The 12780-nt window shown below is 64.5% G+C and carries 14 protein-coding genes; 8 read left to right on the top strand and 6 right to left on the bottom strand.

The window, feature by feature from the left end:
* Positions 1–10: 10 nt before the first annotated feature.
* Together ntrC and CLU87_RS05995 are read left to right on the top strand one after the other, a co-directional pair.
* Complete coding sequence (gene ntrC / locus CLU87_RS05990) at positions 11–1648, top strand: nitrogen regulation protein NR(I) (protein WP_099729852.1); 1638 nt, start codon at positions 11–13, stop codon at positions 1646–1648.
* Positions 1649–1876: 228 nt separating this feature from the next.
* Positions 1877–2824, top strand: coding sequence for a PA2169 family four-helix-bundle protein (locus CLU87_RS05995; RefSeq protein ID WP_099729853.1), 948 nt, complete (start codon positions 1877–1879; stop codon positions 2822–2824).
* A gap of 147 nt (positions 2825–2971) precedes the next feature.
* Here the strand turns inward: CLU87_RS05995 and xth are convergent, their stop codons facing one another.
* The 4 genes from xth to CLU87_RS06015 form a co-directional block, all read right to left on the bottom strand.
* Positions 2972–3751 carry an exodeoxyribonuclease III gene (gene xth, locus CLU87_RS06000; RefSeq protein ID WP_099729854.1) on the bottom strand — a complete coding sequence of 260 codons (780 nt, stop codon included), beginning with the start codon at positions 3749–3751 and terminating at the stop codon, positions 2972–2974.
* 79 nt (positions 3752–3830) lie between these two features.
* The gene (locus tag CLU87_RS06005) at positions 3831–4319 is read right to left on the bottom strand and encodes a dihydrofolate reductase (protein WP_099729855.1); all 489 of its coding nucleotides are present in this window, start codon (positions 4317–4319) and stop codon (positions 3831–3833) included.
* A 32-nt stretch (positions 4320–4351) separates the two neighbouring features.
* Positions 4352–4960, bottom strand: a complete 609-nt coding sequence (locus tag CLU87_RS06010) for a DUF4337 domain-containing protein (protein WP_056743682.1) — start codon at positions 4958–4960, stop codon at positions 4352–4354.
* Between the two features lie 69 nt (positions 4961–5029).
* On the bottom strand, positions 5030–5899 hold the full coding sequence (locus CLU87_RS06015; protein WP_099729856.1) for a thymidylate synthase: 870 nt from the start codon (positions 5897–5899) through the stop codon (positions 5030–5032).
* A gap of 112 nt (positions 5900–6011) precedes the next feature.
* Here CLU87_RS06015 and CLU87_RS06020 point away from each other — a divergent pair, with 112 nt between their 5' ends.
* Positions 6012–6524 (top strand): GNAT family N-acetyltransferase, encoded by a 513-nt coding sequence (locus CLU87_RS06020; RefSeq protein WP_099729857.1) that lies wholly within the window; start codon positions 6012–6014, stop codon positions 6522–6524.
* A gap of 106 nt (positions 6525–6630) precedes the next feature.
* Here CLU87_RS06020 and CLU87_RS06025 read toward each other — a convergent pair whose 3' ends face one another.
* Together CLU87_RS06025 and CLU87_RS06030 are read right to left on the bottom strand one after the other, a co-directional pair.
* Positions 6631–6924 carry a hypothetical protein gene (locus CLU87_RS06025; protein ID WP_056067132.1) on the bottom strand — a complete coding sequence of 98 codons (294 nt, stop codon included), beginning with the start codon at positions 6922–6924 and terminating at the stop codon, positions 6631–6633.
* Between the two features lie 56 nt (positions 6925–6980).
* Complete coding sequence (locus tag CLU87_RS06030) at positions 6981–7274, bottom strand: DUF4148 domain-containing protein (protein ID WP_099729858.1); 294 nt, start codon at positions 7272–7274, stop codon at positions 6981–6983.
* A 439-nt stretch (positions 7275–7713) separates the two neighbouring features.
* On the opposite strand from CLU87_RS06030, the gene CLU87_RS06035 reads away from it, so the two are divergent.
* From CLU87_RS06035 to CLU87_RS06055, 5 genes are all read left to right on the top strand, one after another.
* On the top strand, positions 7714–9045 hold the full coding sequence (locus tag CLU87_RS06035; RefSeq protein ID WP_099729859.1) for a sugar ABC transporter substrate-binding protein: 1332 nt from the start codon (positions 7714–7716) through the stop codon (positions 9043–9045).
* 157 nt (positions 9046–9202) lie between these two features.
* Positions 9203–10066, top strand: coding sequence for a carbohydrate ABC transporter permease (locus CLU87_RS06040; protein ID WP_099729860.1), 864 nt, complete (start codon positions 9203–9205; stop codon positions 10064–10066).
* A 15-nt stretch (positions 10067–10081) separates the two neighbouring features.
* Entirely contained in the window at positions 10082–10927 is an 846-nt protein-coding gene (locus CLU87_RS06045) for a carbohydrate ABC transporter permease (protein ID WP_056067136.1), read from the top strand.
* A gap of 46 nt (positions 10928–10973) precedes the next feature.
* On the top strand, positions 10974–12017 hold the full coding sequence (locus CLU87_RS06050; protein ID WP_099729861.1) for an ABC transporter ATP-binding protein: 1044 nt from the start codon (positions 10974–10976) through the stop codon (positions 12015–12017).
* Positions 12018–12022: 5 nt separating this feature from the next.
* A complete protein-coding gene (locus tag CLU87_RS06055; protein WP_199170802.1) occupies positions 12023–12769 on the top strand; it encodes an SDR family oxidoreductase in 747 nt (248 codons plus the stop codon).
* Positions 12770–12780 lie beyond the last annotated feature (11 nt).

Here is a 12780-nt window from a genome sequence, read left to right on the forward strand (position 1 = left end):
AGAAAAACATATGAAGCCGATCTGGATAGTAGATGACGACCCCTCGATCCGCTTCGTCCTGGAAAAGGCGCTGGCCCGCGAGAACCTGCCCACGCGCAGCTTCACGCACCCGCGCGAAGTGCTGGACGCACTGGCCGATGTCACTGCGGGCGACCCCGCCCGCCAGGGCCCCCAGGTCTTGGTGAGCGACATCCGCATGCCCGGAGGCTCGGGCCTGCAACTGCTGGAGAAGGTGCGCGAGCTGCAGCCCGGCCTGCCCGTCATCATCATGACGGCGTACTCCGACCTCGACAGCGCGGTGTCGGCTTTTCAGCGCGGCGCGTTCGAGTATCTGCCCAAGCCGTTTGACCTGCCCAAGGCGGTGGAGCTGATCCGCCGAGCGGTGGAAGAAAGCCAGCGCGAAGAAGTCACCGAAGAGCGCCAGACCGCGACCCCCGAAATGCTGGGCCAGGCGCCCGCCATGCAGGATGTGTTCCGCGCCATCGGGCGGCTGTCGCAAAGCCAGGTCACGGTGCTCATCACCGGCGAATCGGGCTCGGGCAAGGAGCTGGTGGCACGTGCGCTGCACAAGCATTCGCCCGTGGCAGACGGCCCCTTTGTGGCCATCAACACCGCAGCCATTCCCAAGGACTTGCTGGAGAGCGAACTCTTCGGCCATGAGCGCGGCGCCTTCACCGGCGCCCAGACCCAGCGGCGCGGCCGCTTCGAGCAGGCCGAGGGCGGCACGCTGTTCCTCGACGAAATCGGCGACATGCCGTTTGATTTGCAGACGCGCCTGCTGCGCGTGTTGTCGGACGGCCAGTTCTACCGCGTGGGCGGCCACGCAGCCGTCAAGGCCCATGTGCGCGTGATTGCCGCCACCCACCAGAACCTGGAGCAGCGCGTCAAGGAAGGCGGCTTCCGCGAGGACTTGTTCCACCGCCTCAACGTGATCCGCCTGCGCCTGCCCGCGCTGCGCGAGCGGCATGAAGACGTGCCCATGCTCACGCGCCACTTTCTGCAGCAAAGCGCGCGGCAGCTGGGCGTGGAGCCCAAGCGCATTGCCGATTCGGCGCTGGCGCGGCTGGAGCAGTTTGCCTTCCCGGGCAACGTGCGCCAGCTGGAGAACATCTGCCACTGGCTCACGGTGATGGCGCCTGCCCAGGTGATCTCGCTGCAGGACCTGCCGCCCGAGGTGCTGGAAGCCCCGGTGTACCAGCCGCCAGTGCGCGCAACGGCGGGCGCCGAGCCTGCGGCGGCCACGGTGACATCGATGCCGGTGGCCCCGCTGGCGCCAGTTGCGCCAGTGGCGCAGCCCGCACCCGAATTGGTGGGTGGCCTGCACCCCGCAGCGCAGGTGTCTGCTCCAGTGTCGGCGTCTGCACCTGCGGCCGTTGCGTCCTGGTCGGCCGACGCCGCCGCAGCCCCCGTGGCTGCCGCCCACAGCTGGGAGCAGGCACTGGAAACCGAAGCGCAAAAACTGCTGGCAGGCGGCCAGCCCGAGGTGTGGGACGCGCTCACGCGGCGCTTTGAGTCGCGCCTGATCCGCACGGCCCTGGTGGCCACCCACGGCCGCCGCATGGAAGCCGCGCAGCGCCTGGGCATTGGGCGCAACACCATCACCCGCAAGATCCAGGAGTTGGGGCTGGACGCGCCGGATGAAGTATGAAAATGGCCGCAGGTGTATGTTTATCATGCCTCTGCAGCTATTGAAATAGTAGCAATGCAAGGTGCCATTACATCGCTGGTGGCATCGCTGTAACCCGGCCCGGATGCGCGCTGCGCATCGCACTGCATGGCGGGCCATGTCCTACATGCAGGCCCTCCCTGGGCCGACCCGGCACTCCGGAGGTGGCTTCAACAATGAAGTCACTGTCAACCAACCGGAGATGTTCCTATGTCGGATTTCAACGATGCCAACCGTGACCCCTTGACCAATGAGCCAGGTGCTCACCCCGTCGGAACGGGCGTGGGCGCCGCCCTCGGGGGCGCCGCTGCCGGGGCTGCTGCCGGTGCTTTTGGCGGCCCGGTCGGCGCTGCCATTGGTGGCGTAGCGGGTGCTGTGGCGGGCGGCCTGGCGGGCAAGGCGGCTGCCGAGGCCGTCAACCCCACCGAAGAAGACGCCTACTGGCGCGAAACCTACCACCGCGAGCCCTACTACGTGGGCGGCCGCACATACGACCAATACCGTCCCGCCTACGAGCTGGGCTGGTCGTCGGTAGGCCGCTACGAGGGCGACTTTGACGCCATCGAGCCGCGCCTGGCGGACGACTGGCGTGCACGCCACGGCAGCGACGGCCTGGCCTGGACCGACGTGCGCCCCGCCACCCGCGCCGCGTGGGAGCGCGCCGCCAACCGCACTGCGCTGGCCAGCGACCGCCCGATGGACGTGATCGACGCCGAAGACGTGGTCGATGTGCTCAACGACCTGCTGGAGTCTGCACGCGATGGCGAATACGGCTTCCATGCCTGTGCCGAGCACGCAGAGTCGGGCCAGCTCAAGGGCATCTTCCAGCGCCACTCGCGCGAGTGTGCGGCTGCCGCCGTGGAGCTGGAACACGAGATCCGCCGCCTCAATGGCGACCCTGCGCAGGGGGGGACCGTGGCGGGCGCGTTGCACCGGGGCTGGGTGTCGGTGAAGACCGCTTTGTCCACCCAGGACGACAAGGCCGTGCTCGAAGAGTGTGAACGTGGCGAGGACGCTGCGGTGGCCCGCTACCGCAAGGCGCTGAAGGCTGCGCTGCCTGCCGATGTGCGTGCTCTGGTGGAGCGCCAGGCCCAAGGCGCCCAGCGCAACCACGACGAGGTGCGTGCGCTGCGGGACGGGTTCTCGCCCCGGCCCTGATCCCAGGTGCCGAGGGCGGCCCTTGGGTAAACCGCGCCTGACCGGGCGCCGGTTGCTGCGCTGAGGGCTGACCCCAAGAAAAAGGCTGCCAGAGCATTCCTCTGGCAGCCTTTTTTTACGTCGCGTGCGGAGCAGCTCAAGGGTGCATCAGGCGCTCATCGTGACAACCACCGGCGCATGGTCGCTGGGCTGAGGGTTCTTGCGCGGGGCGCGGTCCACCACGCAGGCCGTCACCGTGGGCTTGAGGGCCTCGCTCACCAGAATGTGGTCGATGCGCAGGCCCCGGTTTTTCTGGAAACCCAGCATGCGGTAGTCCCACCACGAATAGCTCTTCTCGGGCTGCTCGAACATGCGGAAGGCATCGGTCAGCCCCAGGGCCAGCAGGGCCTGGAAGTGGTTGCGCTCTTCGGTGGTGTGGTGGATGGTCTCGCGCAGGCCCTCGGGGTCGTACGAGTCGCGGTCTTCGGGCGCCACGTTGAAGTCGCCCACCAGCACCAGGCGCGGGTGGGCGGCCATCTCGGCGCGCACCATGTCCTGCAGCGCCTGCAGCCAGCGCATCTTGTAGGCGAACTTTTCCGAGCCCGGCTCCTGGCCGTTGACGAAGTAGCCGTTGAGCAGGCGCAGCCGGCCTGCCGGCGTGTCCAGCGTGGCGGCGATGACGCGGGCCTGCTCGTCGCCAAAGGCGGGGATGTTGCGCACCACATCGCGCAGCGGGTGGCGGCTCAGGATGGCCACGCCGTTGTAGGTCTTTTGGCCGAAGGCCACAGCTTCGTAGCCGGCCTCTTTCAACGCGTCGTGGGGAAACTTGTCGTCGGTGAGCTTGAGCTCCTGCAGGCACAGGGCATCGACCGGGTTGGCGGCCAGCCAGGCCAGCACCTGGGGCAGGCGCACCGACAGGGAGTTCACGTTCCAGGTGGCAATTTGCATGGTTTTTGGCCGGTAGCGCTAGTGGATCATGCGCTGGCAGCTATCAAAATGTGAGTGAATGAGGGGAGGGGCAGAAGCGTCAGGCGCGGCGCACACGGGTCACAAAGCTGAACGGCAGCCCGTTGGTGCTCACGTGGTGCTCGCGGGCGGTTTCTACCCATTCTGCGCCCAGCACGGGGGCATAGGCATCGCCGTCAAAGTCCTGCGCGATCTCCGTCACCTCCACGCAGTCCGCCAGGGGCAAGGATTCGGCATAGATCTGCGCGCCGCCAATGATCCACACGGTTTTGCCTGCGTCGCACAGCGCCAGGGCTTCGGCCAGGCTGCCTGCGCGGTGGGCACCCTCGGCCTGCCAGTCGGCCTGCCGCGTCACCACGATGTTGGTGCGGCCGGGCAGGGGGCGAAAGCGTGCGGGCAGCGAGTCCCAGGTCTTGCGGCCCATCACCACCGGGCAGCCCTGGGTGAGCTGCTTGAAGTGCGCCATGTCCTCGGGGATGTGCCAGGGCAGGCGGTTGTCCTTGCCGATGACGCCGTTGGCCGCGCGGGCGTAGATGAGGTGCAGTGGCATGGGGCTCGCTCGGTGTGTGAGTGGGGGGAGGATCAGATGTGCAGGAACGCCAGCGCGCCCACACCCAGGCCCACGGCGGCCACGCCGTACATGCCGTATTCCAGCCACTTCTTTTTGGTCAGCAGCGCAATCGCGGCCAGGGCAATCGCCACCTGCAGCGCGGTGGTGGCCTGGGCCCAGCGGTGGTGCTGGTGCATCTGGGCCTCGCTTTGCTGATCGAAGGCGTGGGCGTCGGCCTCCAGCTTTTCGGCCGCGGTCTTGATCTCGTTCTTCTCTTTTTCGTAGCGGTCGATCTTGGCCTGGTATTTGACCTTCTCGGCTTCGGCCGGGGTCAGGTCACGGGCCAGCTCGGCCAGGCTTTGTTTGGTGCTTTTGGACTGGAAGTAATTCCACTGGTTGGAGGCCTCGGTCTTCTTGATGGCCGCATCGTTCTTCATCAGGCCCGCATTGGCCTGGGTGGCGCCGCCCATGTAGGCAAAGATGGCACCCACCGTGGCCACGATGGCCGTGAACATGGCGATCTTGTTAGTGGACGAGCCGCCGCCATGGTCCGCGCCGTGGTGCGCAGCATCGTGGCCGTGGGTGGCATGTTCGACCGCGTGGTCGTGGGGGCCGTGTACGTGGAATCCGCCGGAAGACATAGATAGAAGCTCGTTGTATTGGTTATGGGTGAAAGCGGGGCCTGTGCCGCAGGCTGGCTGGTGCAGTGGTCAGACTGCCACGGGCGCCTTGATGGTGGGGTGGCACTGGTAGTCCACCACTTCAAAGTCTTCGTACTCGTAGTCGAAGATGCTGTCCGGCTTGCGTTTGATGTTCAGCACGGGGTAGGGGTAGGGCGTGCGCGCCAGCTGGGTCTGCACTTGCTCGTGGTGGTTGCTGTAGATGTGGCAGTCGCCACCCGTCCAGACGAAGTCGCCCACCTCAAGATCGCACTGTTGGGCCACCATGTGGGTCAGCAGCGCATAGCTGGCGATGTTGAACGGCACACCCAGAAAGATGTCTGCACTGCGCTGGTACAGCTGGCAGGACAGCGTGCCACGCCCGCCGGGCTCTTGCGCCGGGGCTACGTAAAACTGAAAGAAAGCGTGGCACGGCATGAGCGCCATCTTGTGCAGCTCGGCCACGTTCCAGGCGCTCACGATGATGCGGCGCGAGTCAGGGTTGGTCTTGAGCGTTTGGATGACGTCGCTGATCTGGTCGATGTGCCCGCCGTCCGGCGTCGGCCAGCTGCGCCACTGCACGCCGTACACCGGGCCCAGATCGCCGTCCTCGCGCGCCCATTCGTCCCAGATGGTCACGCCGCGCTCTTTCAGCCAGTTGTTGTTGCTCGATCCGGTCAGGAACCACAGCAACTCCTGGATGATGGACTTGAGGTGCACCTTCTTGGTCGTGACCAGCGGAAAACCTTCCTTCAGGTCAAACCGCATCTGGTGGCCGAACACGCTCTTGGTGCCGGTGCCGGTGCGGTCCGACTTGTCCACGCCGTGGGTGAACACATGGCGCATGAAATCTTCGTACTGGGAGCGCACGGGGCGGGCGGGCAAGGCAGAAGCTGCCGGGGCAGCAGAAGGCTGGGTCATGGGATGGATCACTCAGGGTAGGGCGCCGCCATCAAGGAGTGGCCGTTGCCGACGGCGGATTTTATGCGGAGCGGGAGAATGCCAGACTCGCCATCCATCCACTGCACTTCCCATGACGACTTCCGATACCCCCGTCACCATCCGCCCCCTCCAGGCTGCCGACTGGCCCGCCGTGTGGCCCATCCTGCGCACCACCTTCCAGGCGGGAGACACGTATGCGTTTGCCCCCGACAGCACCGATGCCGAGATCCACAAAGCCTGGGTAGAGCTGCCTGCTGCGACCTTTGTCGCCCTGGGCGTGGGCGGGGAGATTCTGGGCACCTATTTCATCAAGCCGAATCAGCCTGGGCAGGGCGCCCATGTGTGCAACTGTGGCTACGTGGTGGCGCCGGCCGCGCAGGGGCAGGGCGTGGCCTCGTTGATGTGTGAGCACTCCCAGCAGCAGGCTGTGGTCATGGGCTTTCGGGCCATGCAGTTCAACTTGGTGGTAGCCAGCAACGTGCGCGCCGTGCGACTGTGGCAGCACTTGGGCTTTGCGATCGTGGGCACGCTGCCCGGGGCCTTCCGGCACCACGCGCTGGGCTATGTCGATGCCCACGTGATGTTCAAGACGCTGGTGGCCTGAGCTTTTTGCCAATGCAAAAAGGGCTCCCACATGGGAGCCCTTTCTGAGAGTCCGGGGGCACATGTCCACAACAGTGAGAGGCCGCCACCCGGGAAGATCCGCGTTCTTACATCGCGCTGATTTCGCCCGATGGGATCTTGCCGGTGCGCACGGCTTCGGCCGCTGCGGCGCGCACTGCAGCACGGTCAGCAGTCGACTTGTAGGTCACGACACGCGAACCAGCGGGTTCGATGCTGCGTGTTTGGGCCACGGTAGAGGCTTCAGCAGCTACTTCAGCACGGGTGCGGTTGGTGTCGAACTTGAGGGCGAATTGCGAGCTGTCGGCTTCGTCAGCGTGGGCGCCGAAAGCGGAGAAAGCAGCCACAGCAGCGATGGACAGGAAACGTGTTGTCTTGTTCATGGTGATCCCGATTCTTGATGGGGTGGGGGGGCGAAGTCCGTTGATTCCGGGACGGCTTACAGAGCGCCGAGTTCGCCGGAAGGGATCTGGCCGGTACGCACAGCTTCAGCAGCCTGGGCACGCACGGCAGCGCGGTCAGCCGTGGACTTGTAGGTCACCACACGCGAACCAGCGGGTTCGATCGAGCGGGTCTGGGCCACGGTAGCAGCTTCGGCGGCCACTTCAGCGCGGGTGCGGTTGGTTTCAAACTTGGTGGCGAACTGCGAAGCATCGGCTTCGTCAGCCTGGGCGCCAAAAGAAGCGAAAGCGGCGACAGCGGCGATAGACAGGAAACGTGCGGTGTTGTTCATGATGGATAAGTCCTTGAAGTTGAAAAGCGTCTCAAAAAAGCCGGGTCAAAAACCATTCCTGAACCGGGTTCGGTGAGTCGCCTTGCGGGTTCGGCTCATCGATGGGTTGAACTGTACGCCGATGGTGTTCATGGAAAAACCACTGAGTCGCAAACTGACTGTTCCAGTTTTGGAAACAGTAGGCCCACTCAGGACGCGCCCTTGGGTCAAATGAGCGCAGCGCCCCGCAGCGCCAGGGCGGGCACCCCAGGCCAACAATGCACATACCCAATTGATGCGACTAGGTATAAATCCTGAGATTCTGGCGAAATTTAGTATGTGTAGTGCTTTTCAAAGTATCAACTGAGCATCAGAGCATCGGTATCGTTCAGCCCATCAATGCCGAGATTCGACTGGCGTTGAATGGCAGATCCATACCAACTACGCAGGAGACGTTCCGATGCACCGTTCCACTCGTCCACACACTCGCCTGGCTCTGGCCGTTGCCGCCCTGGCGGCATCGCTGTGCGGAGCCGCTGCGCATGCGCAGACAGAACTCGTGATTGCCACTGTGAACAACGGCCACATGATCGAGATGCAAAAGCTCAGCAAGAATTTCGAGCAGGCGAACCCCGACATCAAGCTCAAGTGGGTCACGCTCGAAGAAGGTGTGCTGCGCCAGCGCGTGACGACCGACATCGCCACCAAGGGCGGCCAGTTCGACGTGATGACGATTGGCATGTACGAAGCGCCCATCTGGGGCAAGAAGGGCTGGCTGCAGGAGCTGAAGACCGATGCTGCCTACGACGTGGATGACCTGCTGCCCGCCGTACGCAATGGCCTGACGGTGGACGGCAAGCTGTTTGCTGCGCCGTTCTATGGCGAAAGCTCCATGCTGATGTACCGCAAGGACCTGGCCGACAAGGCCGGCGTGCAGGTGCCTGAGCGTCCCACCTGGCCGCAGATCAAGGACCTGGCCGCCAAGATGCACGACCCCAAGAACGGCGTGTACGGCATCTGCCTGCGCGGAAAGCCAGGCTGGGGTGACAACATGGCGTTCTTGACCACGCTGGTCAACACCTTCGGCGGCCAGTGGTTTGACATGCAGTGGAAGCCGCAGCTCGAATCCAAGCCCTGGAAGGACGCGATCACCTTCTACGTCGACCTGCTCAAGAACTATGGCCCGCCCGGCTCGTCGGCCAACAGCTTCAATGAGATCCTGGCGCTGACCAACTCCGGCAAGTGCGGCATGTGGGTGGACGCGACCATCGCCGCATCGTTCGTGGCCGACCCCAAGCAGTCCAAGGTGGCCGACCAGATGGCCTTTGCCCAGGCGCCCACCATGAACACGCCCAAGGGCGCGAACTGGCTGTGGTCGTGGAATCTGGCCATCCCGGCTGGTTCCAAAAAGGTCGACGCCGCGCAGAAGTTCATCACCTGGTCCACCAGCAAGGACTACATCCAGCTGGTGGCCAAGACCAACGGCTGGGCCAACGTGCCCACCGGCACGCGCAAGAGCACCTACGCCTCGCCGGAATTCCAGAAGGCCGCGCGTTTTGCCGCCGCAGAGAAGACCGCCATCGACTCGGCCAACCCCACGGATTCGACCTTGCCCAAGAGCCCGTATGTGGGCGTGCAGTTCGCGGCCATTCCGGAGTTCCAGGCCATCGGTATCGCCGTGGGCCAGCAGATGAGTTCTGCGCTGGCAGGCAAGACGACGGTGGACGCGGCACTCAAGGCCGGCCAGGTGGCGGCTGACCGCGAAATGAAGAAGGCCGGCTACTACAAATAGGCAAGCACCCATTGGGCTACTGCGCGGCCCGATCTGGGGGCGGTGTTCCTCGCCGTACGGGAGTACGACTGCGGTACAGCACCCCCACCTCGGGCCGCTCGCTACGCCCACTGGGCGCTTGCCTCACTGCGCTGTGTAAGTCTGTATCGGAATTCCCATGAACCGCCGCCTGCTCTCCCGCCTGCTGCTCACGCCTGCCATGGCCACGCTCTTCCTGTGGATGATCGTGCCGCTGGTGATGACGATCTACTTCTCGCTCATCCGCTACAACCTCATGCGGCCGGACCAGACGGGCTTTGCCGGGCTGGAGAATTTTGAGTATTTCGTCACCGACCCGTCGTTTGGCACGGCGGTGGTCAATACGCTGCTGCTGCTGGGCAGCGTCATTCTCATCACGGTGGTGTTCGGCGTTGCGATTGCGCTGCTCATCAACGAGCCGTTTGCGGGCCGGGGCATCGTGCGGGTGCTGTTGATTTCGCCGTTTTTCGTCATGCCCACGGTGAACGCGCTGATGTGGAAGAACATGATGATGAACCCCATCTACGGCGTGCTCGCCCAGGTGTGGATGTTCTTTGGCGCACAGCCGGTGGATTGGCTCACGGACCACCCGTTGTTCTCGGTGATCGTCATGGTGTCGTGGCAATGGCTGCCGTTTGCCACGCTGATCTTCATGACCGCATTGCAGAGCATGAACCACGAGCAGCTCGAAGCCTCGCGCATGGACGGCGCCAACTACCTGCAGCAGCTGCGCTACCTGTATGTGCCGCACCTGGCGCGCTCGGTGGCGGTGGTGGTGATGATCGAACTCATCTTTTTGCTCAGCATCTTTGCCGAGATCTACACCACCACGGGTGGCGGGCCGGGCGATGCGAGCACCAACGTCACCTTCTTGATCTTCAAGCAGGCACTGCTCAACTTCGACGCGGGCGTGGCCTCGGCAGGTGCGCTGTTCGCAGTGTTGCTGGCCAATATCGCGGCGGTGTTTCTGATCCGCATGGTCGGCAAGAACCTTGACAAGTAAGACGGGGCAACGCTCATGACAACGACAAAACGACGCCGCTCCAACTTCCCGCTGGGCCTGCTGGCCCTGCGCACCGCCGCTGCCTGGGGCGTGGCCCTGCTGCTGTTTTTCCCGCTGGGTTGGCTGTTCCTCACGGCGTTCAAGACCGAGTTGCAGGCCATCGCAGTGCCGCCGCAGCTGTTCTTTGTCCCTACGCTCGAAAACTTTCACGAGGTGCAGGAGCGCAGCGACTACTTGCTGTACGCCAAGAATTCGGTCATCACCAGCGTGGTCTCTACCCTGGTGGGGTTGATGCTGGCTGCGCCTGCGGCCTACGCCATGGCCTTCTTCAAGGGCAAGTACACCAAGGACATCCTCATGTGGATGCTCTCGACCAAGATGATGCCCGCCGTGGGCGCGCTGGTACCCATTTATGTGCTGGCGCAAAAGAGCCACCTGCTCGATACGCAGCTTGCGCTCATCATCGTGTTCGCGCTGTCCAACCTGCCCATCATGGTCTGGATGCTGTATTCGCACTTCAAGGACATCCCGCGCGAGATCCTGGAAGCCGCGCGCATGGACGGCGCCACGCTGTGGCAGGAGGTGCGCCTGGTGCTGCTGCCGCTGGGCATGGGCGGCCTCGCGTCCACCGGCCTCTTGTGCCTGGTGCTGTCATGGAACGAGGCCTTCTGGAGCCTGAACCTCAGCGCCGCCAAGGCCGGCACGCTGGCCACGCTGATAGCGTCGTACTCCAGCCCCGAGGGCCTGTTCTGGGCCAAGTTGTCTGCGGCTTCGCTGATGGCCATTGCGCCCATCGTGGTGTTCGGCTGGTTCAGCCAGAAGCAGCTGGTGCAGGGCCTGACGTTTGGTGCGGTCAAGTAAGCCGCAGTTTTCCTCCCAGTTTTTAAGATTTCAGGAACCCGATTCCATGGCCTACCTTCAACTGCGCGGCATCGAGAAATTCTTTGGTGAGCACCGCGCCATCAAGGGCATCGACCTCACCATCCAGCAAGGCGAGTTCATCGTCTTCGTCGGCCCCTCGGGCTGCGGCAAGTCCACGCTGCTGCGGCTGATCGCGGGGCTCGAAAACATCGACGGCGGCACCCTGATGCTGGACGGCCGCGACATTACCGACCAGCCATCGAGCAAGCGCGACCTGGCGATGGTGTTCCAAAGCTATGCGCTGTACCCGCACATGAGCGTGTACGAGAACATGAGCTTCGCGCTCAAGCTCGCCAAGGTGGACAAGCAGGTGATCGACGAGAAGGTGCAGAACGCCGCGCGCATCCTCAACCTCACGCAGTACCTGCAGCGCACGCCCAAGGAGCTGTCGGGCGGGCAGCGCCAGCGCGTAGCCATCGGCCGCGCCATCGTGCGCGCGCCCAAGGTGTTTTTGTTTGACGAGCCACTGTCCAACCTCGACGCGGCGCTGCGCGGCCAGACGCGGGTGGAGATCGCCAAGCTGCACCGCGACCTCGGGGCCACCACCATCTACGTCACGCACGACCAGGTGGAGGCCATGACACTGGCCGACCGCGTGGTGGTGCTGCGCGACGGCGTCATCGAGCAGGTGGGCACGCCGCTGGAGCTGTACGACAAGCCCGCCAACCAGTTCGTGGCCCAGTTCATCGGCACGCCGCAGATGAATGTGGTGCCCTTGCCGCAGCTGCCATCGCCCGTGCAGCAGCAGGCACCCGCCGGGGCCGAGGGCGGCGCCATCGGCCTGCGCCCCGAGAACATCACGGTGCGCAACACCGGCGCGACGCCGGTGCCGGGCCAGGTGGACCTGGTGGAAGCATTGGGCGCAGAGACGCTGATCTACGTGAGCACGCCCAGCGGCGCGCAGTTTGTGGCGCGCCAGAACGACCGCACAAGCCTGCGTGCGGGCGATGCGGTTTGCCTGGACATCGATGCCTCGCAAGCCCATTGGTTCGACCCGAACGGCCGCGTGGTGGCCCGCCAGACCGCATGACCGCCATGACTGCTTCCATGCCACGCGGACAAGAACTTCAAGGCAAGGTGGCGGCCGTTACCGGCGCCGCATCGGGCATCGGCTTTGCCAGTGCCCAAGCCATGGCCCACGCTGGCGCGAGTGTGGTGCTCATCGATCGCGACGAGGCCGCGCTGGCCAAGGCGTGTGCAGCCATCGGCCCCGGCGCCTTGCCGCTGGTGCTGGACCTGCTCGATGCCAGGCAATGCGCCAGCCTGCTGCAGCGCACGCTGGCGCTCGCGGGGCAGCTCGACATCTTCCACGCCAACGCCGGGCTGTATGTGGGCGGCGACCTGGTGGATGCCGACCCCGACGCCATCGACCGCATGCTGAACCTGAACGTCAACGTGGTGATGAAGAACGTGCACAACGTGCTGCCCCACATGATCGAGCGCGGCACGGGCGACATCATCGTCACCAGCTCGCTGGCCGCGCATTTCCCCACGCCGTGGGAGCCCGTCTACGCATCGTCCAAGTGGGCGGTCAACTGCTTCGTGCAGACCGTGCGCCGCCAGGTGTTCAAGCACGGCATTCGTGTGGGTTCCATCTCGCCCGGGCCCGTCATCACCTCGCTGCTGGCCGACTGGCCTGAGGAAAAGCTGGCCGAGGCCAAGGCCAGCGGCAGCCTCATCGAGGCCTCCGAAGTGGCCGACGTGGTGCTTTTCATGCTCACCCGCCCACGCGGCATGACCATCCGCGATGTCGTGATGATGCCCACGAACTTTGATCTCTAGAAACCCGCAGT

It is taken from the genome of Acidovorax sp. 59, from assembly GCF_002754175.1.
In the GTDB taxonomy this organism is placed as follows: Bacteria; Pseudomonadota; Gammaproteobacteria; order Burkholderiales; family Burkholderiaceae_C; genus Acidovorax; species Acidovorax delafieldii.